The 26,937-nt window shown below is 64.2% G+C and carries 24 protein-coding genes; 12 read left to right on the top strand and 12 right to left on the bottom strand.

All coding sequences use genetic code 11. The features are described from left to right. Positions 1-378, top strand: a complete 378-nt coding sequence (locus ACWAT4_RS28360; RefSeq protein ID WP_449728628.1) for a DUF6285 domain-containing protein — start codon at positions 1-3, stop codon at positions 376-378. 186 nt (positions 379-564) lie between these two features. On the opposite strand, the gene ACWAT4_RS28355 is transcribed toward ACWAT4_RS28360, so the two are convergent. Then, a complete protein-coding gene (locus tag ACWAT4_RS28355; RefSeq protein ID WP_449728627.1) occupies positions 565-1,344 on the bottom strand; it encodes an enoyl-CoA hydratase-related protein in 780 nt (259 codons plus the stop codon). Positions 1,345-1,554: 210 nt separating this feature from the next. Here ACWAT4_RS28355 and ACWAT4_RS28350 point away from each other — a divergent pair, with 210 nt between their 5' ends. Then, entirely contained in the window at positions 1,555-2,829 is a 1,275-nt protein-coding gene (locus ACWAT4_RS28350) for an acyl-CoA dehydrogenase family protein (protein WP_212298021.1), read from the top strand. Between the two features lie 177 nt (positions 2,830-3,006). Here the strand turns inward: ACWAT4_RS28350 and ACWAT4_RS28345 are convergent, their stop codons facing one another. Both ACWAT4_RS28345 and ACWAT4_RS28340 read right to left on the bottom strand, forming a co-directional pair. Then, positions 3,007-4,587, bottom strand: a complete 1,581-nt coding sequence (locus ACWAT4_RS28345; RefSeq protein WP_449728626.1) for a fatty acid--CoA ligase — start codon at positions 4,585-4,587, stop codon at positions 3,007-3,009. 229 nt (positions 4,588-4,816) lie between these two features. Next, entirely contained in the window at positions 4,817-5,689 is an 873-nt protein-coding gene (locus tag ACWAT4_RS28340; RefSeq protein ID WP_212298023.1) for an SDR family oxidoreductase, read from the bottom strand. 105 nt (positions 5,690-5,794) lie between these two features. On the opposite strand from ACWAT4_RS28340, the gene ACWAT4_RS28335 reads away from it, so the two are divergent. From ACWAT4_RS28335 to ppc, 5 genes are all read left to right on the top strand, one after another. Then, complete coding sequence (locus ACWAT4_RS28335) at positions 5,795-6,604, top strand: crotonase/enoyl-CoA hydratase family protein (RefSeq protein ID WP_212298024.1); 810 nt, start codon at positions 5,795-5,797, stop codon at positions 6,602-6,604. 68 nt (positions 6,605-6,672) lie between these two features. Next, the gene (locus ACWAT4_RS28330; protein WP_212424984.1) at positions 6,673-8,217 is read left to right on the top strand and encodes an acyl-CoA synthetase; all 1,545 of its coding nucleotides are present in this window, start codon (positions 6,673-6,675) and stop codon (positions 8,215-8,217) included. A 233-nt stretch (positions 8,218-8,450) separates the two neighbouring features. Further along, complete coding sequence (locus ACWAT4_RS28325) at positions 8,451-9,542, top strand: rhomboid family intramembrane serine protease (RefSeq protein ID WP_449728625.1); 1,092 nt, start codon at positions 8,451-8,453, stop codon at positions 9,540-9,542. Between the two features lie 64 nt (positions 9,543-9,606). After that, positions 9,607-10,011, top strand: a complete 405-nt coding sequence (locus ACWAT4_RS28320; protein ID WP_212424985.1) for a YccF domain-containing protein — start codon at positions 9,607-9,609, stop codon at positions 10,009-10,011. Between the two features lie 132 nt (positions 10,012-10,143). Then, positions 10,144-12,933, top strand: a complete 2,790-nt coding sequence (gene ppc, locus ACWAT4_RS28315) for a phosphoenolpyruvate carboxylase (RefSeq protein WP_212424986.1) — start codon at positions 10,144-10,146, stop codon at positions 12,931-12,933. Positions 12,934-12,997: 64 nt separating this feature from the next. On the opposite strand, the gene ACWAT4_RS28310 is transcribed toward ppc, so the two are convergent. From ACWAT4_RS28310 to ACWAT4_RS28300, 3 genes are all read right to left on the bottom strand, one after another. Then, positions 12,998-13,912, bottom strand: coding sequence for an SDR family oxidoreductase (locus ACWAT4_RS28310; RefSeq protein ID WP_449728624.1), 915 nt, complete (start codon positions 13,910-13,912; stop codon positions 12,998-13,000). A gap of 117 nt (positions 13,913-14,029) precedes the next feature. Beyond that, a complete protein-coding gene (locus tag ACWAT4_RS28305; RefSeq protein ID WP_449728623.1) occupies positions 14,030-15,169 on the bottom strand; it encodes a thiolase C-terminal domain-containing protein in 1,140 nt (379 codons plus the stop codon). Positions 15,170-15,172: 3 nt separating this feature from the next. Continuing rightward, the gene (locus ACWAT4_RS28300; protein ID WP_212424989.1) at positions 15,173-15,586 is read right to left on the bottom strand and encodes a Zn-ribbon domain-containing OB-fold protein; all 414 of its coding nucleotides are present in this window, start codon (positions 15,584-15,586) and stop codon (positions 15,173-15,175) included. A 177-nt stretch (positions 15,587-15,763) separates the two neighbouring features. Between ACWAT4_RS28300 and ACWAT4_RS28295 the strand changes: the two genes are divergently transcribed. The 4 genes from ACWAT4_RS28295 (at position 15,764) to alkB (ending at position 19,385) form a co-directional block, all read left to right on the top strand. Then, complete coding sequence (locus ACWAT4_RS28295) at positions 15,764-17,113, top strand: amidase (protein ID WP_449728622.1); 1,350 nt, start codon at positions 15,764-15,766, stop codon at positions 17,111-17,113. After that, on the top strand, positions 17,106-17,792 hold the full coding sequence (locus tag ACWAT4_RS28290; RefSeq protein WP_449728621.1) for a DUF2848 domain-containing protein: 687 nt from the start codon (positions 17,106-17,108) through the stop codon (positions 17,790-17,792). The genes ACWAT4_RS28295 and ACWAT4_RS28290 overlap by 8 nt, the downstream gene beginning before the upstream one ends. A 183-nt stretch (positions 17,793-17,975) precedes the next feature. Beyond that, positions 17,976-18,722: a 2OG-Fe(II) oxygenase gene (locus ACWAT4_RS28285; protein ID WP_449728620.1), complete on the top strand. Its 747-nt coding sequence runs from the start codon at positions 17,976-17,978 to the stop codon at positions 18,720-18,722. A 9-nt stretch (positions 18,723-18,731) separates the two neighbouring features. After that, positions 18,732-19,385, top strand: a complete 654-nt coding sequence (alkB, locus tag ACWAT4_RS28280; RefSeq protein ID WP_212298035.1) for a DNA oxidative demethylase AlkB — start codon at positions 18,732-18,734, stop codon at positions 19,383-19,385. An 86-nt stretch (positions 19,386-19,471) separates the two neighbouring features. Here alkB and ACWAT4_RS28275 read toward each other — a convergent pair whose 3' ends face one another. The 6 genes from ACWAT4_RS28275 to hpaH form a co-directional block, all read right to left on the bottom strand. Beyond that, positions 19,472-21,097, bottom strand: coding sequence for a thiamine pyrophosphate-dependent enzyme (locus ACWAT4_RS28275; protein WP_449728619.1), 1,626 nt, complete (start codon positions 21,095-21,097; stop codon positions 19,472-19,474). Positions 21,098-21,123: 26 nt separating this feature from the next. Then, on the bottom strand, positions 21,124-21,993 hold the full coding sequence (locus ACWAT4_RS28270; RefSeq protein ID WP_449728618.1) for a fumarylacetoacetate hydrolase family protein: 870 nt from the start codon (positions 21,991-21,993) through the stop codon (positions 21,124-21,126). A 177-nt stretch (positions 21,994-22,170) separates the two neighbouring features. Beyond that, a complete protein-coding gene (hpaD, locus tag ACWAT4_RS28265; RefSeq protein WP_449728617.1) occupies positions 22,171-23,154 on the bottom strand; it encodes a 3,4-dihydroxyphenylacetate 2,3-dioxygenase in 984 nt (327 codons plus the stop codon). Between the two features lie 128 nt (positions 23,155-23,282). Then, positions 23,283-24,821: a 5-carboxymethyl-2-hydroxymuconate semialdehyde dehydrogenase gene (hpaE, locus tag ACWAT4_RS28260; protein WP_449728616.1), complete on the bottom strand. Its 1,539-nt coding sequence runs from the start codon at positions 24,819-24,821 to the stop codon at positions 23,283-23,285. Further along, complete coding sequence (locus tag ACWAT4_RS28255) at positions 24,814-25,212, bottom strand: 5-carboxymethyl-2-hydroxymuconate Delta-isomerase (protein WP_212446399.1); 399 nt, start codon at positions 25,210-25,212, stop codon at positions 24,814-24,816. The genes hpaE and ACWAT4_RS28255 overlap by 8 nt, the downstream gene beginning before the upstream one ends. Before the next feature lie 31 nt (positions 25,213-25,243). Next, positions 25,244-26,050 (bottom strand): 2-oxo-hept-4-ene-1,7-dioate hydratase, encoded by an 807-nt coding sequence (hpaH, locus tag ACWAT4_RS28250; protein WP_212424995.1) that lies wholly within the window; start codon positions 26,048-26,050, stop codon positions 25,244-25,246. A 111-nt stretch (positions 26,051-26,161) separates the two neighbouring features. On the opposite strand from hpaH, the gene hpaR reads away from it, so the two are divergent. Beyond that, positions 26,162-26,680, top strand: a complete 519-nt coding sequence (gene hpaR / locus ACWAT4_RS28245; RefSeq protein ID WP_212424996.1) for a homoprotocatechuate degradation operon regulator HpaR — start codon at positions 26,162-26,164, stop codon at positions 26,678-26,680. Positions 26,681-26,937 lie beyond the last annotated feature (257 nt).

Genomic DNA, 26,937 nt, shown 5'->3' with positions numbered 1-26,937 from the left:
ATGCAGGACGAGCCGACCCCGATCGAGCTGACCAAGGCGGTCGCCGATTTCCTCCGCAGCGACATCACGCCGCTGATCACCGGCCATCAGGCTTTCAAGCTGCGCGTCGCCGTCAACATCCTCGACCTCGTCACGCGACAACTGACGCAGGAGGAGGGGAGCGACGCAAGCGAGGTCGAACGCCTGCGCGCGCTGCTCGGCATGGACGGCTCGGTGACCGAGCTCAACCGTGCCCTTGCGGAGCGCATCGCAAAGGGAGAGGTCGATCTCGCAACGCCGGGCCTCGCCGAGCATCTGTGGGCAACCACGATGGACAAGCTTGCGGTCGATCAGCCGAGCTACGCGTCCTACAGGTGGGAGCTATCGCGGGGCGAGTGAGCACGGTCTTTCCTCATAGTCGTCCCGGCGAAGGTCGGGACCCATACCGCGTGATTTATCGATGACGCGAAGTCGTCGTTCCGAACAACGAGTCTTCGCCAAACGCCTCCCCGTGGTTATGGGTCCCGGCCTTCGCCGGGACGACTCGGGAGAGAGTTGTTGCAGCCGTCCGCGGGAAGTGATGCCCTACTTCCCCACCCATTTCGGCGGTCGCTTCTCCGAGAAGGCCTTCGGGCCCTCGATGTAATCCTGCGAGGCCGCCATCGCCTTCACCGCGGGATATTCGCGCTGCTCCTCGATCGCCTGCTCCAGCGACACGGCAAGCCCCTTCTGAATCGCCTGCTTCGAGGCGCGGATCGACATCGGCGAATTCTTGGTGATCATCTCGGCCCAGCGCAGCGCGCCGGCGAGCGCCTCACCCTGCGGCACCACCTCGTTGACGAAGCCGAGCTCTTGTCCCTCCTTGGCGCTGACATGGCGCGCCGTGAGGATCATGCCCATCGCGCGCTTCAGCCCGATCTGGCGCGGCAGGCGGTGCAGGCCGCCGGCAAGCGCGGCGAGCCCGACGCGCGGCTCGGGCAGAGCGAAGGTCGCATTCTCCGCCGCAATGATCAGGTCGCAGGCCAGCGCGATCTCGAAACCACCGCCCATGGCGACGCCGTTCACCGCCGCGATGATCGGCTTGTCGCAGTCGAACCGCGCCGTGAGGCCGGCAAAGCCGCCCTTGTCCCAGCCGCGTTTTCCTCCCGCCGCCTGCCACTTCAGATCGTTGCCGGCGCAGAACGCTTTGTCGCCGGCGCCGGTGACGATCGCCACCCACTGTTCTGGATCGGCGGAGAAATCGTCAAACACCTTTTGCAGCTCGAAATGTGCGTCGGTATGCAGCGCGTTGTAGACCTCGGGCCGCGACAGCGTCACGATCGTGATCGGTCCCTTGCGTTCCACCTTTGAGAATTTCAGCTCCATCGCGCGCTCCCGCTTTTTCTTCGAAGGAATATTGGCGTCAAACTACCGCCGCACCGGCGTCACGGCACCATCGAATTGCGCGGGCGCGCCTTGCGCTCCCACACGTCTCGCATTGCTTGACTTGCGCGCGCTCTTCTCACCTTAATCGTGCGAAGCAAAGCGCGCCTAGCGCCTTAACGCAAAACGATAAAATCAATCCGGGAGAGAACCGTGGATTTCTCATTGCCTGCAGATCTCGTCGCCTACCTCGGAGAGCTCGATCGTTTCATAGAGCGCGAGATCAAGCCGCTGGAAGAGGCCGACGACAACATCCGCTTCTTCGATCACCGCCGCGAATGGGCGCGCACCGACTTCGAGAATGGCGGTCTGCCGCGGCACGAATGGGAAGCCTTGTTGCGCAAGGCGAAGGATCTCGCCGACGCTGCCGGTCATCTGCGCTTTCCGGTGTCCAAACAATATGGCGGCAAGGACGGCTCCAACCTCTGGATGGCCGTGATCCGCGAGCACTTTGCCGCGAAGGGGCTCGGCCTGCACAACGATCTTCAGAACGAGCACTCCATCGTCGGCAATTTCCCCGTCGTCACCATGCTCGACCGTTACGGCCGCGACGACCAGAAGGCGATGATCGACGGTTCGATCAAGGGCAAGTACCGCATCACGTTTGGCTTGACGGAGCCGCATCATGGCTCGGACGCCACCCACATGGAGACGCGTGCGGTGCCGGCGACCCGCGACAACGTCAAGGGCTGGATCATCAACGGCGAGAAGATGTGGACGACCGGCATGCACGTCGCCACGCATTGCGCGCTGTTCGCACGCACGTCAGGCAATGACGGCGACGCCCGTGGCATCACCTGCTTCCTGGTGCCGGCCAAGAGTCCCGGCGTCAGGATCGAGGAGTACATGTGGACCTTCAACATGCCGACCGACCATCCCCGCGTCAGCTTCACCGATGTGTTCGTGCCGGAGGATGCGCAGTTCGGCGAGGTCGGCCGCGGCCTGTCGCTGGCGCAATGTTTTGTGCACCAGAACCGCATCCGCCAGGCCGCGAGTTCGCTGGGCGCCGCGGTCTACTGCATCAACGAGAGCGTGAAATACGCGCGTGAGCGAAAGCCGTTCGGCAAGGCGCTCGCCGAGAACCAGGCGATCCAGTTCCCGCTGGTCGAACTTGCGACGCAAGCCGAGATGCTGCGCCTGTTGATCCGTAAGACCGCCTGGGAGATGGACCAGCTCACCGAGGAACAGATCGAACGTACGCTCTCCGACCGCGTCTCGATGTGCAATTACTGGGCAAACCGCCTCTGCTGCGAATCCGCCGACCGCGCCATGCAGGTCCACGGCGGCATGGGCTATTCACGTCACAAGCCGTTCGAGCACATCTACCGCCACCATCGCCGCTATCGCATCACCGAGGGCAGTGAGGAAATCCAGATGCGGAAAGTGGCGGGGTTCCTGTTTGGGTATATGGGGCCGGGGAAGCATTGAGCGCGTCGAGCCCCGATTTCTCTCCCCAATGTCGTCCTGGCGAAAGCCAGGACCCATTACCCCAGGGAGGAGTTGTGGCGCGAGCTAGTGGTTATCAATCTTCGCCAAACCCTCCCTGGGGTAATGGGTCCTGGATCAGCGCTCCGCTGCGCGTCGCTTGTCCAGGACGACGCGGGGCTAATTCACCCGTCGATCCTTCCCCGCCCAGTATGGTTCGCGCAATTGCCGCCGCAGAATCTTCCCTGACGGATTCCTTGGCAACGCCGGCAAAAACTCCACGGTCTTCGGCGTCTTGAAGCCGGCGATGCGTTCGCGGGTGAAGCTGATGATGTCGGTGGCGGTCGCCTCTTTGCCGGGCTTCATCACCACGACGGCTTTCACCGCCTCGCCCCATTTGTCGTCGGGCACGCCGATCACGGCGGCTTCCGCGACGTCGGGGTGATCGCAGAGCGCGCTCTCGACCTCGGCCGGGTAGATGTTCTCGCCGCCGGAGATGATCATGTCCTTGATGCGATCGTGGATGTAGAGATAGCCGTCCTCATCCATGAAGCCGGCATCGCCCGTGCGCAACCAGCCGTCGCTGCGCAGTGTCGACGCGGTCGCCTCCGGTAGATTCCAATAGCCGGCCATGTTCGAGCCCGAGCGCGTCGCGATCTCGCCGACCTCGCGTGGCGGCAGCGGCTTGCCATCGGCATCGAGGATGGCGATCTCGACGCCCGGCAGCGCCTTGCCGGCCGAGCGCATCCGCTCGAGGCCCTCGACATGGTCCTCCGGCGGCAGTGCGACGATGGTGCCTGTGGTCTCGGTCATGCCGTACATCTGCACGAAGCCGCATTTGAAGATATCGATGCACTCCTTCAGCAGCGCTGCCGGAATCGGGGAGGCGCCGTAGAGCATGTATTTCAGTCGGGAGAAATCAACCTTCCTCGCGCGCGGCTGCCGCACCACGAATTGCATCGCCGCCGGCACCATGAACAGTTTGGTAATGCCTGACTGCTCGAAGAAATCCAGAACCTTGGTCGGATCGAACTCGCGCGCGATGACGCCGCGGGCGCCGTGATAGAGTCCCATCACGCCCCAGCCGGAGCCGCCGATGTGGAAGATCGGCATCGCGACCAGCGAGACATCGTCGGTCGACCACCGGTTCCACTCCGGTTTGTCCTCGGCATTGCCGGTCTGCACGAGGTTGAGGAAGTTGGCATGCGACAGCATCGCGCCCTTCGGCTTGCCCGTCGTGCCCGACGTGTAGAGCTGGATCGCGATATCCCTGGTGTCGATCGGCACCTTGGGATCATTGCCGCTCTGCGCATCGCGCCAGGCTGCAAAATCCTGCCATTCCGGCGCGCCGCCTTCGGTGGTGATGATGGTGCGGACGCCCGGCAACTGATCCTTGATCTGGCGGACCTGCGTGATGAACTCCGGCCCGACGAACAGCACCGGCGCCTTGCAATCGCTAACGATGAAGGCGACCTCGGGTCCCGCGAGCCGCCAGTTCACCGGCGCCATCACCACACCGGCCTTCATCGCGCCCATCAGCAGTTCGAAATAGACATCGCTGTTCTTGCCGAGATAGGCGATGCGATCGCCTTTCTTCACACCGATGGCGAGAAGCGCATTGGCGACCTTGTTGGTCTTGATGTCGAACTCGGCGAAGCTGGTGACGCGGCCCTCGAACTCATAGGCGATGGCGTTACCGCGGCTCGTCGCGCGCTCGCGCACCATGTCGGCGAGGTTCGCCAGTTTGGGTGATGCGGACATGTCTCTCCCATCGGTGCCTTGTTTTTATAGCGCGGAGTGTGGCGTCATCCGCGAACAAAGACAATACGGGGGAGGGAAGAGCACGACTGGTTCAACATCGTCGTCCTGGCGAAAGCCAGGACCCATAGCCACAAGACGCAATTTGGCGAAGACGGATCATGGCCAATCTTCACCAACCAGCATTCGGTGGTAATGGGTCCTGGCTTTCGCCAGGACGACTACGGAGAGATCACCCCCGCTTCGCCCGGTCCTTCTCGTTCTGCGCCATGATGCTGTCGCGCGCAGTCTTCCAGTCGTCGTCGCTCCAGTCGCGGAGCTGGTAGAAATTGCCGCCCATGGCGAGCGCCTGCGCGCCGTCCATCGCGATGGTCTCGCCGTTGATCCAGTCGCAGCCGCCGGAGATCAGAAACACCGCGAGGTTCTGCAACTCCTCCATGGTGCCGACGCGGCCCATCGGGTTCATCGCCTTGGTGCGCGCGCCGGCCTCATCGCCGGGCTTGATGCGCTTGCTCATGCCCTCGGTCGGAATCTCGCCCGGCGCGATGGTGTTGAGACGGATGCCGTAGCGGCCCCATTCGGTCGCGAGCGACATCGTCATGGCGTGGATTGCCGACTTGCTCATCGCCGACGGCACCACGTAAGGCGAGCCGTTGCGCACCCAGGTCACGGTGATCGAGACGACGTTGCCGGGCTGCCTCAGCGCGATCCAGCGCTTGCCGACCGCATGCGTCACATAGAACGTGCCGTGCATGACGATGTTGGCGACCGCATCGAAGCCGCGCGGCGAGAGTTCCTCGGTACGTGAGATGAAATTGCCGGCGGCGTTGTTGATGAGATCGGTGAGAGGCGCGTCGCGAAAGATGGTTTCAACCATCTCCTCGACCGCGAGCGCATTGCGGATATCGACGCCGTGACTGGTGACGCGGCCGCCATACTGATCCATCAGCTCGATCGCGGTCTCGTCGCAGACGATCTTGCGCCGGCCGCAGATATGCACCTCGGCGCCGAGCTGGAGGAAGCGCGCCGCCATTGACTTGCCGAGCCCGGTGCCGCCACCGGTCACGAGAATGCGGCGCCCAGCCAGAAGATTTTCCTTGAACATGGCTGTTTCTCCCGTACGGATTGTCAGTTAATTGGTCGATTGACTAAATCTGGCCGTCAGCTTTCTGTAAAGCGGCACCGAACAAGAACAGGGGAGAATTCATCCATGGAAGAGCGCGTCTCGATCTCGATCTCGGAAGGCGTCGCCGACGTGCGCCTGGTGCGTGCGGACAAGATGAATGCGCTCGATCAGGCCATGTTCGAGGCCCTTGTTGCGGCAACGGAGCGCCTTTCGAAGGAAAAAGGCGTGCGCGTTGTCGTGCTGTCCGGGGAGGGCCGCGCGTTCTGCGCCGGTCTCGACATGGGGCGTTTTGCCGCCATGAAGGAGAAGGGTGGCAACGGAATTCCGGGTGGCGAAAATCGCGATCTCACCAAGCGCACGCATGGCCAGGTGAACTTTCCGCAAGCCGCGGTATGGGGATGGCGCCAGCTTCCGGTTCCCGTGATCGCAGCCGTACATGGCGTCGCCTTTGGCGGTGGCTTCCAGCTCTCGCTCGGCGCCGACATGCGCTTTCTTGCACCGGATGCGCGCATGTCGATCATGGAAATCAAATGGGGCCTCGTCCCCGACATGGCGGGCACGCCGATACTGGCATCGCTCGTGCGCGACGACATCTTGCGCGACCTTACCTACACGGGTCGCATCTTCTCCGCGCAGGAGGCGATGACCTACGGCCTCGCCACGCGCATCTGTGATGATCCGCGCGCCGCAGCGCTCGAAGTCGCGCGCGAGATCGCCGGTAAAAGCCCCGATGCGGTCCGCGCCGCGAAGCGTTTGCTGAACAATCTCTCGGTCGATCCAGGTCCCGCGTTGCTCGCGGAGTCGGTCGAGCAGCAGAAGCTGATCGGCAGTCCGAACCAGACGGAAGCGGTGCGCTCCAACCTGGAGAAGCGCGCGGCGAAGTACGCGGATTAGCGTTCTCCGTCATGGCCGGTGATGACGACAAGCTAACACCCGTCGCTGAAGAACAAAGAAAAACAAAAATGAGCGAAACGTCCAACTTCCTCGGTATCGTCTCCGGCGATCGCCGTCGTGCCCATGCTGAGGTCGCCCATCGCGCCGATCGCATCGCCTCGGGCCTCGACAGGATCGGCGTCAAGCAGGGCGATTGCGTCTGCATGCTGATGCGCAACGACGTTGCCTTCCTGGAGGCCGCCTACGCCGCGATGCGGCTCGGTGCCTATGGCGTGCCGATCAACTGGCACTTCAAGCCGGAGGAGATCAACTATATCCTCAACGACACCGGCACGTCCGTGCTGATCGGACATGCCGACATGCTGCACGCCTTGCGCGACGCGGTTCCTGAAGGCGTCACCGTGTTCAGCGTGCCGACGCCGCCGGAGATCCTCAATAACTACAAGATCGATCCCGATCATCTGAAGACACCGGACTTCGCGATCGATCTCGAATCCTGGCTCGCGCCGTACCAGCCCTATGACGGTCCGGTCGTGCCGCAGCCGATGAACATGATCTATACCTCGGGCACGACAGGCCATCCCAAGGGCGTGCGGCGCAATGCGCCGACGCCGCAGCAGCAGGCCGCCGGCGAGCGTATGCGCGCCATGATCTACGGGCTGAAGCCCGGTGCCCGCGCGATCCTGCCCGGTCCGCTCTATCATTCCGCGCCGAATTCGTTCGGCATTCGCGCAGGCAAGCTCGGCGGCGCGTTGGTGCTGATGCCGCGCTTCGAGCCGGAAGAATTTCTGGAGTTGATCGAGCGCTTTGGAATCGACACCATCTTCATGGTGCCGACCATGTTCATCCGCCTGATGAAGCTGCCTGAGGAGGTGCGCAGGAAGTACGACGTCTCCTCGCTGCGCCACATCATCCACGCCGCAGCGCCGTGCCCGGCCGACGTCAAGCGCGCCATGATCGAATGGTGGGGGCCGGTGATCTACGAATTCTACGGCTCGACCGAATCCAGCGCCGTCACCTTCGCAACGTCGGAAGACGCGCTGAAGAAGCCGGGCACGGTCGGCAAGATCACGCCCGGCGCCGAGCTGCGCTTCATCGGCGATGACGGTCGCGTGCTCGGCGTCGGCGAAATCGGCGAGATCTACTCCCGGATGGCCGAAATGGCCGACTTCACCTACCACAACAAGCCCGAGAAGCGCGCCGAGATCGACCGCAACGGTTTCATCACCTCCGGCGATGTCGGCTATATCGACGAGGATGGCTACGTCTTCATCTGCGACCGCAAGCGCGACATGGTCATTTCTGGCGGCGTCAACATCTATCCGGCCGAGATCGAATCCGTGCTGCACGCCGTGCCGGGCGTGCATGACTGCGCGGTGTTCGGCATCCCCGATGCCGAGTTCGGCGAGGCCCTGATGGCCGTGGTCGAGCCGCAGCCAGGCGTCACGCTGGATGCAGCTGATATTCGAGCCCGGTTGAAAGCCTCGCTCGCCGACTACAAGGTGCCCAAGCACATCGAGATCCGCGCCGGGCTGCCGCGCGAAGACTCCGGAAAAATCTTCAAGCGCCGCCTGCGCGATCCCTATTGGGAGCAGGCCGGACGAAAAATCTGAGCGGCTTGGCTCGGATGGAGCGAAGCGCAATCCGGGGCGGTGCTTGCGTCCAAACCCCGGATTTCGCTCCACTCCATCCGGGCTACGAACGCAGGGTGAGAAGGCGTTCATGGCGAAGCGCGCGCCGAAATTCGAGGGACGGTAGGCCGCTCAGGTTGATGCACGCTGGAGTAGCAATCGGTAACCGGCTCGGCTAGGTTGGCGTTCCCATTTCCTGCCGCTAGCGATCGCAAATGCCCTCATACCGCGCCAGCTCCAGCTTCTTCGAAGTCCCTCATGCCGCCGTCTATGCCCTGATGACGCTGACGGTCCTCGCGTCGGGGTTCTGCTTCATTCAGGCGGGCGGTCCAGAGGCGTCGGGCGAGTTGCTCTATCGCTACGGCGGCATGTATTCGGGCGCAATCGCGCGGCATGAGTACTGGCGTCTGATCGCCTATGGCTTCCTGCACGTCAACTTCGTCCACCTCACGATGAACATGTTGTGCCTCGTGCTCTGGGGTGGACATCTCGAGCGGCGGATCGGACCGGCCTATTTCCTCATCATCTATCTCTGCGCGATGGTGTTCGGCGCCGTCATCGGCAACGGCATCCATTCCACGCCCTATTTGACGGTCGGCGCGTCGGGTGCCACATCGGGCATTCTGGGCGCGCTATTCTGCCTGTGGATCCTCGGCAAACTTGACGTCAGGTTCGACTTCTTCGCAATCAACATCGGATTGAACATCGCGTTTGCGCTCGGCAATTCGCGGATCGACTGGGGCGTCCATCTCGGCGGGTTTGCCGCCGGGCTGATCGCCTGTGCGGTGCTGGACCTGGTCGAGAAAGCGATTCCTTACGTGCTTCGTTGCAAGTTTCCGGAAGCCGTCAAGGTCAGCCTGACCTTGCTTGCCTGTGTTGCTGCACTATGGGCCTGGAGCGGCCAGGCTCAGGCCGTCGCCGCCGGGGTTGCCGGATGCGGCCCGGCCATCATCGTCCTGGTCGCATCTTGTGCCGTCGTGAAGATAGTTGATCTCGTCCTCTCCATGAAAAAGGGCCTCGCGATCGTTGTGACGGCGTTGGCCGGTGCAAACGCTACCGCCGTGATGCTCATCGGTTGGGCTCTGGCATCGTCTTGCAGGCCGCGCTGGCCAACGGGATCCGTTCCGCTCGATAATTTTCTCGTCACATTCTGTCTCAATCCTGTTCTCATCTCGGGGCTGTCAGCAATTGGCGTCGCGGCGGTGACGCTTTGGCTCTGTGCGAAGGAGATTTCGCGCGGAATCGAGGATGTCGGATTCGTCGGCACATCGCTGCGTGCCGAACGCAGCCGGCGTCATGGACTATGACCTCGGAGGTCGTGCTATAAGAGGGCTCATCGACCTCCGGATGAGCCCAAGGTTCCTAAATCCCATGTCTCCAGTTTCCATCCTGCTCAACCTGATCTGGATTCTCATCGGCGGTGCCTGGATGGCATTCGGCTGGCTGGTGGCCTCCGTCATCATGGCCATCACCATCATTGGCCTGCCCTGGGCACGGGCGGCGTTCAACATCGCCATTTACACGCTCCTGCCGTTCGGCTCTCGCGCAGTCAACCGCGACGAGGTCACCGGCATGAGCGATATTGGCACGGGCGCCCTCGGGGTGATCGGCAACATCATCTGGTTGGTGCTGGCCGGCTGGTGGCTGGCGTTGGGCCACGTCCTCACGGCCGTGATCTTCGCCATCACCATCATCGGCATTCCCTTCGCCTGGGCTCATTTGAAGCTCGCAGGCATCGCGCTTTGGCCGATCGGCAAGGTGATCGTGCCGGCCTGACCTTGTCGGCGCGATTCCAGCCCGCCGCGCGGCGTGTGTGCGCCGCCCCCAACTTCATCTTGCGCTGCGGCAAAAAACTTGCACACTCGGCCCCGCCGGGAGCCATTGGGAGCTCTACAAGGGGAGCGAGCCATGTCCCTCCAGACCGTACCATCCGACGCCACTGAGCAGCGCTCCAACCGGCCTGAGGACGTTCAGGCGCTGGAAGCCGATGTGCGCCTGCGCGACGACATCCGCCTGCTCGGGCGTATCCTCGGTGACACGGTGCGCGACCAGGAGGGGGAGGATGTGTTCGACCTGGTCGAGCGTATCCGGCAGACCTCGATCCGGTTCCACCGCGACGAGGACCGGCTCGCCCGCCGCGAGCTCGAACAGATCCTCGACAGCATGTCGACCTCCGAGACGGTACGGATCGTCCGCGCCTTCAGTTATTTTTCCCACCTCGCCAATATCGCCGAGGACCAGAACAACATTCGTCAGATGCGCGCCGGCAAGGGCGGCGGCTCCGGCGTTCTGGTGGCGACGCTCGCCAAGGCCAAGGGCGCGGGAATTGGTGCCGACGCGCTGCGCAATTTCTTCAAGAGCGCGCTCGTCAGTCCGGTGCTGACCGCGCACCCCACCGAAGTCCGCCGCAAGAGCACCATGGACCGCGAGATGGAGGTCGCTGGCCTGCTCGACCGCCGCGAGCGGGTCGCTTTGACCCCGGACGAGGCCGCTGCCAGCGACGAGCAGCTGCGCCGCGAGGTGCTGACGCTGTGGCAGACCAATCTGCTGCGCCGGACCAAGCTCACCGTGCTCGACGAGGTCGCCAACGGCCTGTCGTTCTACGATTACACGTTCCTGCGCGAGGTGCCGCGGCTGGTCAACGCGCTGGAGGATCGGCTGGAGGAGGGCGGCGAGCAGGCCGCCGGCGAGCTCGCCTCGTTCCTGAGGATGGGAAGCTGGATCGGCGGCGACCGCGACGGCAATCCCTTCGTCACCGCCGACGTGATGCGCGGCACGCTGCGGCTGCAGTCGAGCCGCGTGATGCAATTTTATCTGAACGAGCTGCACGTGCTCGGCTCGGAACTGTCGATCGCGGCGCATCTCGCCGACGTCTCCGAGGAACTGCGCACGCTGGCCGAGCGCTCGCCGGACACCTCGCCGCACCGGAGCGGCGAGCCCTATCGTCTCGCGGTCTCAGGCATCTATGCGCGCCTGACGGCGACGGCCGAAAAACTCAAGGTCGAGATCACCCGCCGTCCGGTCGGCAAGGGCGCGCCTTATGCGAGCGTCAAGGAGTTGCAGGCCGATCTCGACGTGCTGCACCGCTCGCTGATCTCCAACAACGCTCGCGTCATCGCCCGAGGCCGGCTGCGGCTGCTCAGGCGTGCGGTGGATTGCTTCGGCTTCCATCTGGCGCGGCTCGACATTCGCCAGAATTCTGCCGTGCACGAACGCACCATCGCGGAGCTGATGGATGCCGCCAACCCCGGCATGTCCTATCTCGCGCTCGGCGAGGACGCGCGCATTTCGTTGCTGACCAACGAACTCCGCTCGACGCGCGCGCTGGTGTCGCCGTTCGTCAAGTACAGCGACGAGACCATGGGTGAGCTCAACGTCTTCCATGCCGCCGCGGAAGCGCATGCGATGTTCGGCTCGGATGCCATCCCCCAATGCATCATCTCGATGTGCAAGGGCATGTCGGACATGCTCGAAGTCGCGGTGCTGCTGAAGGAGGTGGGCCTCGTCCATCCGTCCGGGCGCAGCGCCATCAACATCGTGCCGCTGTTCGAGACCATCGAGGATTTGCAGGCGTCAAGCGGCATCATGGATCGCATGCTGTCGCTGCACGACTACCGCCGTCTCGTCGACAGCCGCGGCAGCGTGCAGGAAGTGATGCTCGGCTATTCCGACTCGAACAAGGACGGCGGCTTCGTCACCTCGGGCTGGGAGCTCTACAAGGCCGAGATCGGGCTCGTCGACGTGTTCGAGCGTCACCACGTGCGCTTGCGCCTGTTCCACGGCCGCGGCGGCTCGGTGGGCCGCGGCGGCGGTCCGAGCTATGACGCCATCGTCGCGCAGCCGGGCGGGGCGGTGAACGGTCAGATCCGCATCACCGAGCAGGGCGAGATCATCTCGTCGAAATATTCCAATGCCGAAGTCGGCCGCAACAATCTGGAGATCCTGGCGGCTGCGACGCTGGATGCGAGCCTGTTGCAGCCGAGCCAGAGTGCGCCCCGCCGTGAATATCTCACCGCGATGGACGAACTCTCAAATCTCGCTTTCAAGGCGTATCGCGGCCTGGTCTACGAGACCGATGGCTTCGTCGACTATTTCTGGTCGTCGACGGTGATCAACGAGATCGCGACACTCAACATCGGCAGCCGTCCGGCCTCGCGCAAGAAGACCCGCGCGATCGAGGATTTGCGCGCGATCCCCTGGGTGTTCTCCTGGGCGCAATGCCGCCTGATGCTGCCGGGCTGGTACGGCTTTGGCAGCGCTGTCGAGCAATGGATTGCGGAGCATCCGCAACAGGGCATGCCGTTCCTGAAGGAGCTCTACAAGGAATGGCCGTTCTTCCGCATGCTGCTGTCGAACATGGACATGGTGCTGGCGAAAAGCTCGATCGCAATTGCCTCGCGTTATGCCGAACTGGTGCCGGACGAAGCGTTGCGCGAAAAGATCTTCGGCCGCATCCGCCGCGAATGGCATTCCTGCATCGAGACGTTGCTCGACATCATGGGACAGGACCGGCTGCTGCAAGGCAACCCGCTGCTGGAGCGCTCGGTGCGCCACCGTTTCCCCTATCTCGATCCGCTCAATCACGTGCAGGTCGAGCTGTTGAGGGAGCACCGCGCGCAGAACCCGGACGAGCAGGTGCTGCGCGGGATTCAGCTGACGATCAACGGTATCTCGGCGGGATTGCGGAATACGGGCTAGGTGGCGAATAGCGAACGGCGAGTAGCGAATGAAATGCCATTCGCTGCTCGCTATTGGCGAAACCTCACACCGGATCCCACGGGAAGATGTCGGCGGAGCGGTCGAGCTTGTAGAACGAGCCCTTCAGCGCCGGCATGGCGTGTTCCGCGATCGACTGCGGCGTCCAACCTTCGCTGCGATGGACCGAGCGCAGCGGACGGTTCTGGCTGAACAGGAACAGCTCGTTCATGCGTGCGCCAAAGATCTGGCCGGTGACGTCCTTGGCGGCATCGGAGAGCAGATAGGCGCAGATCGGCGCGATCTTCTCCGGACCCATCTGCTTGATCTTCTCGACGCGCGCCTTCTCGGCTTCGGTCTCGGTCGGGATGGTGCCGATCATGCGGGTCCAGGCGAACGGCGAGACGCAGTTCGAGCGGACGTTGAAGCGGCCCATGTCGAGCGCGATCGATTTGGAGAGTCCGATGATGCCGAGCTTGGCGGCAGCGTAGTTGGCCTGACCAAAATTGCCGATCAGGCCGGAGGTCGAGGTGAAGTGCACGAACGAGCCCGACTCCTGCTCGCGGAAGATGCGCGCAGCGGCGTGGCTGACGTAGAACGAGCCCATCAGATGAACCTTGATGACGGCCTCGAACGCTTCCACGCTCATCTTGTGAAAGATCATGTCGCGCAAGATGCCGGCGTTGTTGACGACGCCATCGAGCCGGCCGAAATGATCGGTTGCGGTCTTGACGATCTTGCTGGCGGGAACGGCTTCCGCGACCGACTCGAAATTGGGGACCGCGACGCCGCCGCGCTTCTTGATCTCCTCGACCACCTCCTCAGCCGGCGTGGCACTGGTGCCAGCGCCGTCGGCGGCTCCGCCGGGATCGTTGACGACGACCTTGGCGCCTTCCGCCGCACAGAGCAGCGCGATCTCGCGCCCGATGCCGCGGCCTGCGCCGGTGACGATGATGACCTTGTCCTGCAGTGATTTTGTCATGTGGATTCTCCGCTAGCCGTTCCAATTTCCGCCGTCATTCCGGGATGGTGCGTAGCACCAGACCCGGAATCTCGAGATTCCGGGGTCGCGCGCTGCGCGCCCCGGAATGACGGCGTATTACCTCTCGTTCGTAAACACGATCGTGCCTGACGCCGCGAACATGCCGCCGACGCCGTGGCACACTGAAATCTTCGCATTCGGCACCTGTGCCGGCGCGATGCCGCGCATCTGGCGCACGCTCTCCTGCAGCGCGTACATGCCGTACATGCCCGAATGCATGTAGGAAAGGCCGCCGCCATTGGTGTTGAGCGGCAGCTTAGCCCCGGGCCGCGTGTTGCCGTCGGCGATGAACTTTCCGGTTTCTTCGTGCGGCATGAAACCGAGATCGCCGAGGCCGAACAGCGGTAGATGCGCAAAGGCGTCGTAGATCATGAGGTGATCGACGTCCTTGTGCGCGATGCCGGCCTCCTTGAATGCCAGCGGACCCGCGGTCTTGAACGCGCGCGAGGAGTTGAACGTTTCCATCTGGCTGACCATCGGGGTTTCGACGCTCTCGCCGGTGCCCATGATGTAGACGGGCTTGCGCGGAAAATCCCTGGCGCGGTCGGCCGAGGTCAGGATCAGCGCGCCGCCGCCGTCGGTGACGAGGCAGCACTGCAGAAGCCGGAACGGATAGGCGATCATGCGCGAGTTGAGGACGTCGGCAACCGTGATCGGGTCCTTCATCATCGCCCGCGGATTCTTCGCCGCCCATTCGCGCTGCACCACCGCGACCGCGGCGAGCTGCTCGTGCGTGATGCCGTAGGTCTTCATGAACCGCAGCACGGGGATCGGGAACATGCTGGGCGGGCCGTACACGCCATAGGGCGCCTCGAACTGGCCCTGCAGGCTGTCGGCGGGGATCGAGCGCGGCGCCTTGCCGATCATCGACTTGCCGCTTTCGGCATGCGTGATCAGCACGGTCCTGCACAGGCCGGCCTCGATCGCCGCCGCGGCGTGGCGGACGTGCAGCATGAAGGAGCAGCCGCCGACCGAGGTGCCGTCGACCCAGGTCGGCCTGATGCCGAGATAGTGGCAGACCTGCTGCGGCGTTTCGACCGCGGTGGCAAAGCCGTCAATGTCGGAGAGCCTGAGCCCGGCGTCCGCGATGGCGTTGAGCGCCGCATCGGCGTGAAGCTGGAGCTGCGACATGGTGGGGATGACACCGAGCTCGGTGGTCTCGGCCGCGCCGACGACAGCAACCTGGTTCCTGCGCATGATCTACCCCTTCGCCGGACGGAAGACGGGGAGCGTGATCTTGTCGTCGAGTGCCTCGAACGCGACCTCGAGCTTCATATCGAGCTCGAGCGCTTCCGGTGTCTGCGGGCAGTCGATGATGTTGCTCATCATCCGCGGCCCCTCGGCGAGCTCGACCACCGCGATCGCGTAAGGCGGCGTGAAGCCCGGCGCGGCAGGGCGGTGGTTGATCACGTAGCTGTAAAGGAAACCCTTGCCGCTGGCCTTGAACACGGAGACCCTGCGCGAAGCGCAGGACGGGCAGAACGGACGCGGCGGGAAATAGACATGCGCGCAGGCGTCGCAGCGCTGCAGGCGCAATTCGCCTGCTTTCGTGCCGTCCCAGAAATGCTGGGTTTCCGGCGTCGGTTTCGGTCGCGCGCGCTGCGGTTCGGCCATCTCGGAACGCCCTCCCATGGGACGGGCTTAGCGCCCGCCCGTTTCGATCTTGATGCGACAATCGGCTATGGTGCGTCAACAATCCAGCAGGCAGCATGCATGCCATCATGCGCACAATGCTTGTGTCGAACTGAGCCGGCGCTGTAGATTGCGCGCGCAATATTCCGTGAGACAGACATGCCCGATTTTCCGACACTGGCGAAGCTTGCCGACGACCTCGAAAGTGGCCGCACCACCGCCCGCAAGCTGGTGGAGGCGTGTCTCGCCAAAATCGCCGATCCCTCGGGCGAGGGCCAGCGCACCTTCATCCATGTCGACAAGGACGCCGCGCTGGCGGCCGCTGACGCAATGGACGGCCTTCGCAAGGTCAAGGCTGCGCCGTCGCGCTATGCCGGCATTCCGGTCTCGATCAAGGATCTCTTCGACATCAAGGGCCAGGTGACACGTGCCGGCTCCCGCGCGCTGGACGATTCCTCGCCTGCCGAACAGGATGCGGCGACGGTGGCGCGGCTCCGCAGGGCCGGCTTCGTCGTGATCGGTCGCACCAACATGACCGAGTTCGCCTATTCGGGCATCGGCATCAATCCGCATTACGGCACGCCGAAGGGCGCCTGGAACCGCGCCGAGGGCCATGTGCCCGGTGGCTCGTCGTCGGGCGCGGCCGTCTCCGTGCTGGACGGCATGGCGCACGGCGCGCTCGGCACCGACACCGGCGGATCCTGCCGCATTCCCGCCGCCTATAACGGCATCGTCGGCTACAAACCGACGCAGCGCCGCGTGCCGCTCGATGGCTCCGTGCCGCTGTCCTTCTCGCTCGACAGCATCGGGCCGCTGGCGCGATCGGTCAGCTGTTGTGCCATACTCGACGCGGTGCTCGCCAACGAGCCGATCACCGCGGTCCGACCGCGTCCCGTGAAGGGCATGCGGCTTGCGGTGCCGACCGCGATCGCGCTCGATGACCTCGATGCGCCGGTAGCGGGAACGTTTGAACGTGCGCTGAAGTCGCTGGCCGATCACGGCGCCATCATCGAGCGGATCGAGATGGCGGAATTCCACGACATCGGTCCGATGAACGCCAAGGGCGGTTTTGCCGCGTCCGAAAGCTATGCCTGGCATCGCTACCTCATCACCTCCAAGGGCGATGTCTACGATCCCCGCGTGTCGGTGCGGATCATGCGCGGCGAGGCGCAGAGCGCGGCCGACTACATCGATCTCCTCAACGAGCGCCGCTCGCTGATCGCCCGCGTCAATGCGCGCATCGCGCCCTATGATGCGCTGGTGTTGCCGACCACCGCCAACACGCCGCCGAAGATCGCTGACCTCGCCGACGACAAGGCGTTCACCACGCAGAATCTGCGCGCGCTGCGCAACTGCACCTTGATCAACATGATCGACGGCTGTGCCATCTCGCTGCCGGCGCACCGTGAAGACGACGTTCCCGTCGGGCTGATGCTCGCGGGCGCCGGCGGGTCAGACCGCCGCATCTTTGAACTTGCCGCCGGCATGGAGGCCGTCATTCGTGTTTGACCTCACTTTCACCGTTGACGCCCAGGGCACCACCACGCCGCTGACGCTGGCGATCGACCAGATGGTCATCGCCGGTTGGACCGGCCGCGATCCCGTCGCCCGCGACAAGCATATCGCCGAGCTGCAAGAGATGGGCATCGCCCCGCCGGCCTCGACGCCGATCTATTATCGCGCCTCGGCGCGGCGGCTGACCCAGGAGGACAGCATCGAATGCTGTGGCGAGGACTCGTCCGGTGAGGTCGAGTTCGTGCTGATCGGCTGGCAGGGCCGCATCTTCGTCGGCTGCGGTTCCGACCACACCGACCGCAAGGTCGAGGCCTATAACGTCACCGTGTCCAAGCAGATGTGCGACAAGCCGATCGCCTCCACGATGTGGGAGCTCGAAGACGTCATCGGCCATTGGGACAAGATGATCCTGCGCTCCTACGCCACGATCAAGGGCGAGCGCGTGCTCTACCAGGAAGGCACGCTCGACGCGATGCTGCCGGTCAATGACCTCATCGCGCGCGGCTTTGCGGGTGGCAAGTTCCCCGACGGCTGTGCCATGTTCGGCGGCACGTTCGCCGCCAAGGGCGGCATCCGCCCCGCCGAGCGCTTCGAGTTCGAGCTTGAGGATCCTGTGCTGAAACGCACGATCAGACACGGGTATGACGTGGCGACGCTGCCGGTGAGGGGCTGAGGCGCCTTTGCCGTTTTGGCGGGTGCGGCTCTCTCCGCGTCATTGCGAGGAGCCCTTGCGACGAAGCAATCCAGACTGGTTCCGCGGAGGATCCTGGATTGCTTCGCTACGCTCGCAATGACGGGGCGGAGAGGTCGGAAAACGGGTGGCGGCGGGCTGATTGGTTTTGCGAAGGTCGAAGTCATGACAGCAACAGCCCGCAAATCACCCCATACGCCTTCCGCCGACCTCGCCGCCCATGTCGACACCCTCGGCTGGCCGCACATCACCGCTGAGCTCGACACCCAGGGTTGTGCCATCCTGAATGGCCTGCTCACGCCCGACCAGTGCCGCGCCGTCGCCACCCTCTATCCCGACGATACGCACTTCCGCAGCCGCATCGTCATGGGCCGTCATGGCTTTGGCCGCGGCGAGTACAAATATTTCTCCTATCCGCTGCCCGATCTGATCGCGCAGCTGCGTCCGGCGCTCTATGCGCATCTGCAAGGCGTCGCCAACCGCTGGAACGAGACGATGGGGATCGATATCCGCTATCCGACGGCGCACGCGGCGTTCCTTAAACGCTGCCACGAGGCGGGGCAGGCGCGGCCGACGCCGCTGCTGCTGCAATATGAGGCCGGCGACTACAACTGCCTGCATCAGGACCTCTATGGCGAGCACGTGTTCCCGCTGCAGGTCGCAATCCTGCTGTCTGAGCCGGGCCGCGACTTCAGCGGCGGCGAGTTCGTGCTGACGGAACAACGCCCGCGCATGCAATCGCGCGCCGAAGTGGTGCCGCTGGCGCAAGGTGACGCCGTCGCCTTTGCTGTGCATCACCGCCCGGTGCAGGGGACACGCGGCACCTACCGCGTTAACCTGCGCCATGGCGTGAGCCGTATCAGATCCGGCCAACGCCACACGCTGGGTGTGATCTTTCATGATGCCAAATGAGTGGGACGATTGACGGCTGATTTGTTCGACAGCGTTGCCGAGGCGCAGCCGTCGCGCGAGGAGATCGCTGACGGTGCCGTGCTGTTGCGCGGCTTCGTCAAGCCGATCGAGCGAGAGCTGATCGACGCGGTGCGTGCCATCGTCGCACAATCGCCGTTCCGCCGCATGACCACGCCGGGCGGTCATCTGATGTCGGTCGCCATGACCAATTGCGGCGAGCGCGGCTGGATCACCGATCACACCGGCTATCGCTACGATCCGATTGACCCCCGCACCGGCGCGCCATGGCCGGCGATGCCGCCCGTGCTCCGTGATCTTGCACGCCGCGCGGCGGAGCAGGGCGGTTTCGCCGGCTTCGCGCCAGACGCGTGCCTCGTCAATCGCTACGAGCCCGGCACGCGGCTGTCGCTGCATCAGGACAAGGACGAGCTGGATTATTCGGCGCCGATTGTCTCGGTCTCGCTCGGCCTGCCCGCGACCTTCCTGTTCGGCGGCCTGGCGCGCGCCGACAAGCCGCGCCGCTTCCGCCTCGTGCACGGCGATGTCGTGGTCTGGGGCGGCCCGTCCCGGCTAGCCTATCACGGTGTCGCGCCGCTCGCGGACGGCGAGCATCCGCTGCTCGGCCGCAAGCGGGTCAATTTGACGTTCCGCAGGACACGCTAGTGGCCCGTCATTCCGGGGCGCGCGCTAGCGCGAACCCGGACTCTCGAGGTTCCGGGTTCGGCTCTGCGAGCCGCCCCGGAACGACACTACGGCTTCGGCGGGTGAATGAACGCCCACGGGCTGACTTCGGAATCCCTGGTCACCTCGACCGAGATCAGATACGGCCCGTTGTGGCTAAGCGCCTTCTCCATCGCCGCCTTGAACTGATCCGGCGCCGTCACGCGCACAGATGCGACGCCGAAGGACTCCGCCAGCTTGACGAAATCCGGATTGACGAGGTCGGACGCCACCACGCGGCCGTCAAAACGTTCGCGCTGGTCGCGGCGGACGTTGCCGTAGGCGTTGTTGTTGAACACCAGCGTCACCACGCCGATGTTGAACTGTACGGCGGTGGCAAGCTCCTGCACGCCGAACATGAAGCCGCCATCGCCGGTGATGGCGACCACGGGCTTGTCGGGGTTTGCGACCTTGGCGCCGAGCGCGGTCGGGAAGCCCGAGCCCAGCGTGCCCTGATAGCCCGAAGTGATGAAGGTGCGCGGCTCGTAGATCGGAAAACCGTACCAGGATGCGAAGCCGAATTGCGAGAGCTCGTCGGTCACGATCGCATTCGCCGGCAGCACCTCGCGCAGGATGTTCAGATAGGCCATCTGCGGCTGGACGCGCTGGATCTCCGCCAGCGCGGTCGCACTGGCCTCGCGGATCGCGGCGCGGCGGCCGGCGGTCTTGCTGTAACCGGACTTGCTGACGGCCGCAGTGAGATCGGCGGTTGCGGCCTTGGCATCGGCGACGATCGCTGTGTTCGGCGGATAACGCCGCATCTCGACGGGATCGATGTCGATGCGGATGCTCTTGAGGCCGTCGGGCTGGTACGGCCAGCGCGACATCGTCGGCAGCTCCAGCCGCGTGCCGATGCCGATCATCAGATCGGTCTTGGCCCACAGCTTGTAGGCGGCGGCCATGGTCAGCCCAAGCTCATGCGCATTGGAGACGATGCCCCGGCCGCTGCGGAAGGCGACGACCGGTGCGTCGATCATCTCGGCGAGCGCGAGGATCTCCTCGCGGGCCTCGATCGCGCCGCTGCCGACGAAGATCATCGGCGCCTTGCTGGCCTTGATCAGCGCTGCCGCCTGCTTGATCATATCAGGGTCGGGCTGCGGCGCGGGCAGAGGCTCCAGCACCGGTGCAGCGGCGGTATCGCCGCGCTGGGTGAAGATATCCCAGGGCATTTCGACCGAGGCGGGGCCGCGGCGGCCGGATGTCATTTCCTGAAAAGCGCGCGCGACGACCGTCGGTGCGTTGCCGGGATATTCGATGCGGTCGGCCCACTTCACATAGCTGCGCAGGGTGGCGAGCTGATCCGGCATCTCGTGCAGGTGACCGCGGCCTTTGCCGAGAAACTGCGTCGGCACCTGGCCGGTGACGCACAATACCGGTTCGTTGCAGCCGAAGGCGGTGAGCAGCGCCGCGCTGGCATTGAGCACGCCGGGGCCGGGCACCACGCTGAACACGCCGGGCCTGCCGCTGGAGCGTGCATAGCCGAACGCCATGTAGCCGCAGGCCTGCTCGTGCCGCGCGCCGATCACCTTGAGCTGAGCCTGGTGGAAGGCGTCGAACAGGCCGTAGATCTGCGCGCCGGGCAGGCCGAACACGGTGTCGACGCCGTGGGCGACGAGCCCGCTTACGATCGCTTCGCCGCCGGTAAGGGTGGTCATTGCATCATTCCACTTCGATTGTTGTCTCAGGCTTCGTCGACGACGCCGTTGCGCAAAGTGCCGATGCCCTCGGCCGCGACCTCGATGACGTCGCCGGGCTTCAGATAGCGCGGCGGATCGAACCGTGCGCCGGCGCCGGTCGGCGTGCCCGTGACGATGACGTCGCCGGGCACGAGCGTTGCGAAGGTCGAGATATAGCTGATGAGATAGCGGAACGGGAACATCAGTCGGCTGGTACGATCGTCCTGCCGCAACTCGCCGTTGACATGCGTGGTCAGCCTGACGTCGGCGATCTGCGCTTCCCTGGTGTAGGGCACCAGCCACGGCCCAAGGCTGCCGCTGGAATCGAAATTCTTGCCTTGGGTGACGTTGAATTTGGCATGGCGCAACCAGTCACGCACCGAGCCCTCGTTGCACAGCGTGAGCGCAGCGATGTGGTCCAGCGCCGAGCTTTCCGGAATATGGCGGCCGGCCTTGCCGATCACCAGCACGATCTCGCCTTCATAATCGAGCTGCTCCGACGCGCGGGGCCGCACCAGCGGCGTATCATGGCCGACGAACGAGCGTGGGCTTCGCATGAACATGCTCGGATATTTCGGCGCGTCCTGGCCGTCCTTGTACTCGGCGTTGCGGTCGGGATAGTTGACGCCGATGCAGATGATTTTTTCCGGCGCCGGTACCGGCGGCAGCCATGCGATCTCGCCGAGCGCGTGAACCGGCGTGCGGCCCGCGGCCTCTTCGGCAAGGCTCACCAGCTTGCCGGCCGCGATCACCTCGCGCAGCGTCGGATAGTCTTTTGCGTAGCGCACGGAGAGATCGACGATGCCGCCCTCCAGGACGGCGCCGTAGCGGATTTCACCTTTGACGGAATAGGTGGCGAGACGAGGCAGCTTCATTGGTGGCTCTTTATTCCCTGTCGTCCCGGCGAAGGCCGGGACCCATAGCGCGTGATCCCTCGATAATGCGCGATGACAATCCCGAACGACCAGCCTTCGCCAAACTTCTCCCAGTGGTTATGGGTCCCGGCCTTCGCCGGGACGACAGGGGGAGAGAGGCTCGGCCGGTCCTCCGCATCAATCCGCCACCAGCACGTCGGCGACAAACTTCGGCTCGCGCACGGCCTGGCCCGTGAACGGCGAGCCCTGCTCGAACCAGGAGCGCGGCGCCGGTGCGCCCCACAGCGTCTGGCGGCGCGGATCGCGCAGCGACCAGCGCAGCGGCTCGTGGTCGTGATCGCCGGTGAAGTAGTCGCTGGTGTAGAGCTCGAGGCGGTGTCCGTCGGGATCGCGGACGTAGAGGAAGAACGCGTTCGAGATGCCGTGTCGTCCCGGGCCGCGCTCGATGTTCTTCACGAAACCCTGTGAGGCCATGACATCGCAGAGGTGGATGATGTTCATCGCCGTCGGCGTCCAGTAGGCGAAATGGTGCAGGCGAGGGCCCTTGCCGTTGGTGATGGCAAAGTCATGGACGTTGCCCTTGCGATGCATCCAGGCGGCCGCGATGCGACCGTTCGGTCCGTCTTCCTCGGCGTATTCGGTGAGGCGGAAGCCGAGCCGCGCGTAGAAATCGACGGTGTCCTGCACCTCGGCGGCGAAGACGTTGAAATGGTCGAGCCGCTGCGGGTGGCACCCCCTGTAGAGGTCGTAACGGCGGAGCAGATGCGGCCGTCGCTCCATCGACGCGTAGAGCTCGATCTGGAAACCGAAGGGGTCGGTGAACTGCAGCGTGCGGCCTTGGAACGGCTGATCGGCGAAGGCGTAGTCGAGGCCGTTCTCGGAGAGAAATCTTGCCGCCTTGTCGAGATCGCCGTCATTACCCACCTTGAAGCCGAGCCTGTTACAGGCGGGCACGGCTGCTTTGCGCAGCACCAGCGAGTGATGCTGATGCTCTTCGGCGGCGCGCAGGTAGACGACCTTGTCGTCGGCATCCTCGACATGCAGGCCGACAGTGGTCTCGTAGAACTCGCGGCTCAGTTTCAGATCGGTCACGTCGAGCACGACGTGGCTGGAGCGGATGATGTTGAACGGCGGCTCGAAGATGTGTTGCGGTACGGGCATGTGCGTTTCCCCTCGGTCCTGTCATTCCGGGCGGCCCGCAGAGCCGAGTCCGGAATCCATCGCGCAGCAGTGTCGTTGGATGAATGGATTCCGGGCTCGTGCTGCGCACGTCCCGGAATGACCGTTTCCTAAATTCCCAGTTTCTGAATCTTGTGCGTGCCCCGCGCCAGCGAGACGTGTTTGGTTTCCATGTAGAAGTCGAACGAATAGTCGCCGCCGTCGCGGCCGATGCCCGAGGCCTTCATGCCGCCGAATGGCGTCGGCAGATGGCGGACGTTCTCCGAATTCAGCCAGATCATGCCGGCCTCCAGCGCGTCGGCAACGCGTAGCGCGCGGCCGACGTCGTTGGTCCAGACATAGCCGGTGAGGCCATAGCGGATGTCGTTGGCGATCTCGACAGCGTCGTTTTCGTCCTTGAAGGGCAGCACCGTGAGGAATGGGCCGAACACTTCTTCCTGCGCCACGCGCATCTTGCCGTGTGCGCCGGTCACCAGCGTCGGCTCGACATAATGTCCGCCGCCCGGGCCGTCATAGGCCTTGCCGCCGACCGCGATCGTGGCGCCGTCCTGCCGCGCGACGTCGAAATAGGAGCAGACTTTTGCGAGATGGCGTTCGTGGATCAGCGGCCCGATCTCGGTGGAGGGATCGAGGGGATGGCCGACCTTCAGCGCCTTCACGCGCGCGGTCAGCTTCTCCACGAACTTTTCAGCGATGTTCTGCTGGACCAGCAGGCGGCTGGACGAGGTGCAACGCTCGCCGTTGAGCGAGTAGATCATGAACACGACGGCGTCGAGCGCGCGGTCGAGATCGGCGTCGTCGAATACGATCACCGGGTTCTTGCCGCCGAGCTCGAAATGCACGCGCTTCAGGGTTGGTGCGCCCTGAACCATGATCGCCGAACCCGTCGCGCTTTCGCCGACGAAGCCGATCGCCTTGATGGCGGGATGCTCGGTCAGCGCCTTGCCGGCCTCTTCACCGAACCCATGGACGGTGTTGAGCACGCCGTCGGGCACGCCGGCTTCCTTGACGAGCCTTGCGAGAATGGCGGCCGTCACCGGCGACCATTCGGCCGGCTTGTGCACGACGGTGCAGCCGGCGGCCAGCGCGGGGGCTATTTTCCATGTCGACAGCATGAACGGCGTGTTCCACGGCGTGATCACGCCGACGGGACCGATCGGCACGCGCGTCGAGATGTTCCAATGCTCGTCGCTCGGCGTGTTGAGGCCGTCACGCGCCTCGGCGCATTTGTCGGCGAAGAAGCGGAAGTTCTCGGCGGCGCGAATCGCAGCCTTGGCCATGAAGCGATAGGCCTGGCCAGTGTCGATGCATTCGAGCACGGCGATGTCGTCGGCATTGTCCTCGATGGCGTCGGCGACGCGATGCAGCAGCTTGCGCCGCATCGCAGGCCCCATGTCACGCCAGGACTTGAAGGCGAGGGCGGCAGCGGTCGCCGCGGCGTCGATGTCCTCGGCGTTGCCGCGGGCGACGGTTGCGAGCGTTGCGCCGTCGACCGGCGATTTCGTCTCAAAGGTCTGGCCGGAGATCGACGGCACGATCTTGCCGCCGATCATGTGACCGATGCCGTCCGCTTGCAGCTTCTTCAGCAGAGGTGCCGCGCGGTCGCGATTAGCCTGGAACACGTCGGCTTTCGACGTGGGCTTATCCATTTGCAGCCTCCACTTTCAGGGCGTCGTGGATGTTGTTGCGCTTCCAGCTCGTGTCCTTGTCGTTGATCTGCATGTCGAACGACAGAGCGAACTTGCTGGCGGCGAAGACGGGATCGAGGTGTTTTGAGAGGGTCTGGAACACATGCTCGCCGGCCTTCTGGCGTGTCGGCAGGTCGCGGCCCTCGCCGATGCGCAGGACCATGTCGAGAAAGCCGTAGTCGTCTCTCGCATCCGCAATCGCATAATGCTCGCACCTGACGGCGCGGACACGAATGCCGCCAAGCGGGAAGATGCCGGTCTCGACGGCCGCCTTGCGCACGACCTCGCAGACGGCGGCGATGTCGAGCCGGCTGTCGAGATTGGCCGAATATTCGATCGTGAAATGCGGCATGGCGGTTCACTCCCCGTGTCGTCTTATTGCTTTAGGCGAAGTAGCAGCTGACCGAGCCGTAGGCGCCATAATCGGCTTGAATTGTGTCGCCCTTGCGGGTCTCGATCGGACGGATGAAGGATCCCGCCAGCACGACCTGTCCGGGCTCCAGCGCAAGACCAAGCGGCGCGATCTTGTTGGCGAGCCAGGCGACCGCAGTCGCGGGATGATTGAGCACGCCGGCGGCAAGCCCGGTCTCTTCCAGCTGGCCGTTCTTGAAGCACAGCGCGCCGATCCAGCGCAGATCGGCGTCGAGCGGACGGATCGGACGGCCCCCGAGCACGATGCCGGCATTCGCGGCATTGTCGGCGATGGTATCGTAGATCTTTCGTGTCGCCTTGGTGTTGGGATCGACGCGCTCGATGCGCGTATCCAGGATCTCCAGTGCCGGCACGACGAAGTCGGTGGCGTTGAGCACGTCGAACATCGTGCAGTCGGGTCCTTCGAGCCGCTTGCTCATGACGAAGGCAAGCTCGGCCTCGACGCGGGTCGCGATGAAGCGTTCGGTCGGAATGATCCCGCCGTCGGCGAAAAACATGTCATCGAGCAGCACGCCGGAATCCGGCTCGTCGATGGCAAGCGCGCTCTGCATCGCCTTCGAGGTCAGGCCGATCTTGTGGCCTTTGACGAGGCGCCCCTCGGCGATCTTGATGTCGACCCATGCCTTCTGAATCGCGTAGGCGTTAGTGATGGTGATGTCGGGGAGATCCTGCGAGAGCTGCCGGATCTGCACGCGGGTCTTCTCCGCCTGGTGCAGACGCCTCGCGCAAGCTTGGATATCGTCGTTGGAAAGCGCCATTGGTGGTCTACCAAAATCGTGGTGCCGGGAAATACTTAACATGTTAAATGAATGCGTCAAACGGAAATTGGCTTGCTGCACTGCAAACGTTTTGCGGTCTGAAAGGGCGTCATGACGAAGAGACCGGCCGATCCCGCCAGCGGAAACGCGCCTGCCGCGCGCCAGGTGCCGATGCGCGACTTCTCGCGCTCGCTGCCGATGTCGCTGTTGAGGGCACGCGAAGCCGTGATGCGGCAATTTCGTCCCAATCTGCGCGAGCACGGGTTGACGGAACAGCAATGGCGCATCCTGCGCGCGCTCGCCGCTATCGAGGCCGCCGAGGTCACGGAACTCGCGCGCACGGCCTTTCTCCTCGGACCGAGCCTGTCGCGTATCCTGCGTGATCTGGAGGCGCGCAACCTGATCGAGCGAAAGACGGCAAAGACGGACCAGCGCCGCAGCATGGTCTCGATCTCCAGGGAGGGCCTGAAGCTGATGGCCTCCGTCGCGCCGTCCTCGGAGGCGATCTATGCCGAGATCACGCAGCGGTTTGGCGCGCGCAAGCTCGCCGAGTTGCAGGAGATGCTCGGTGAGCTCGAACAGAGTCTCGCAGGGCTCGGTGCGGGCAACGCGGCAGGTGCCGAGGAGTGAAAGCAGATATGCGCGAGCGCGCGGCAACGGCCACGGACATCTCCGGCCTTTTTCGCTCAAAGGCGCTGATTCCCGGCGATACCGAGTGAAAAATCCGGCCTGAGCGCGCGAAAATGGCATCCCCTTGCCGGATGACATCCGGGCGGCGATAGTGACTGTCGCCCGTGAGGCAGGCGTCAGCAAACCACTATCCAGTGGGTGACCGCATAGGTCTTGCGCCATTGCAAGCATAGCGCGGCGCTCCGGTTCGGGGTAAC

The sequence above is a fragment of the Bradyrhizobium sp. T-1 genome (assembly GCF_053592855.1).
The sequence above is the reverse complement of the archived record's forward strand: the minus strand, read 5'-3'. Positions and strand labels throughout refer to the sequence as shown.

Excerpts from the sequence above, each read along its gene's own strand:
- hpaH (WP_212424995.1), bottom strand. The coding sequence starts at position 26,050 with ATGGCGCTTTCCAACGACGATATCCAAGCTTGCGCGAGGCGTCTGCAC.
- ACWAT4_RS28345 (WP_449728626.1), bottom strand. The coding sequence starts at position 4,587 with ATGTCCGCATCACCCAAACTGGCGAACCTCGCCGACATGGTGCGCGAG.
- ACWAT4_RS28285 (WP_449728620.1), top strand. The coding sequence starts at position 17,976 with ATGACAGCAACAGCCCGCAAATCACCCCATACGCCTTCCGCCGACCTC.
- ACWAT4_RS28310 (WP_449728624.1), bottom strand. The coding sequence starts at position 13,912 with ATGACAAAATCACTGCAGGACAAGGTCATCATCGTCACCGGCGCAGGC.
- ACWAT4_RS28320 (WP_212424985.1), top strand. The coding sequence starts at position 9,607 with ATGTCTCCAGTTTCCATCCTGCTCAACCTGATCTGGATTCTCATCGGC.
- ACWAT4_RS28275 (WP_449728619.1), bottom strand. The coding sequence starts at position 21,097 with ATGACCACCCTTACCGGCGGCGAAGCGATCGTAAGCGGGCTCGTCGCC.
- ppc (WP_212424986.1), top strand. The coding sequence starts at position 10,144 with ATGTCCCTCCAGACCGTACCATCCGACGCCACTGAGCAGCGCTCCAAC.
- ACWAT4_RS28255 (WP_212446399.1), bottom strand. The coding sequence starts at position 25,212 with ATGCCGCATTTCACGATCGAATATTCGGCCAATCTCGACAGCCGGCTC.
- ACWAT4_RS28330 (WP_212424984.1), top strand. The coding sequence starts at position 6,673 with ATGAGCGAAACGTCCAACTTCCTCGGTATCGTCTCCGGCGATCGCCGT.
- hpaD (WP_449728617.1), bottom strand. The coding sequence starts at position 23,154 with ATGCCCGTACCGCAACACATCTTCGAGCCGCCGTTCAACATCATCCGC.
- ACWAT4_RS28335 (WP_212298024.1), top strand. The coding sequence starts at position 5,795 with ATGGAAGAGCGCGTCTCGATCTCGATCTCGGAAGGCGTCGCCGACGTG.
- hpaE (WP_449728616.1), bottom strand. The coding sequence starts at position 24,821 with ATGGATAAGCCCACGTCGAAAGCCGACGTGTTCCAGGCTAATCGCGAC.
- ACWAT4_RS28305 (WP_449728623.1), bottom strand. The coding sequence starts at position 15,169 with ATGCGCAGGAACCAGGTTGCTGTCGTCGGCGCGGCCGAGACCACCGAG.
- ACWAT4_RS28360 (WP_449728628.1), top strand. The coding sequence starts at position 1 with ATGCAGGACGAGCCGACCCCGATCGAGCTGACCAAGGCGGTCGCCGAT.
- ACWAT4_RS28325 (WP_449728625.1), top strand. The coding sequence starts at position 8,451 with ATGCCCTCATACCGCGCCAGCTCCAGCTTCTTCGAAGTCCCTCATGCC.
- hpaR (WP_212424996.1), top strand. The coding sequence starts at position 26,162 with ATGACGAAGAGACCGGCCGATCCCGCCAGCGGAAACGCGCCTGCCGCG.
- ACWAT4_RS28300 (WP_212424989.1), bottom strand. The coding sequence starts at position 15,586 with ATGGCCGAACCGCAGCGCGCGCGACCGAAACCGACGCCGGAAACCCAG.
- ACWAT4_RS28355 (WP_449728627.1), bottom strand. The coding sequence starts at position 1,344 with ATGGAGCTGAAATTCTCAAAGGTGGAACGCAAGGGACCGATCACGATC.
- ACWAT4_RS28295 (WP_449728622.1), top strand. The coding sequence starts at position 15,764 with ATGCCCGATTTTCCGACACTGGCGAAGCTTGCCGACGACCTCGAAAGT.
- ACWAT4_RS28340 (WP_212298023.1), bottom strand. The coding sequence starts at position 5,689 with ATGTTCAAGGAAAATCTTCTGGCTGGGCGCCGCATTCTCGTGACCGGT.
- ACWAT4_RS28270 (WP_449728618.1), bottom strand. The coding sequence starts at position 21,993 with ATGAAGCTGCCTCGTCTCGCCACCTATTCCGTCAAAGGTGAAATCCGC.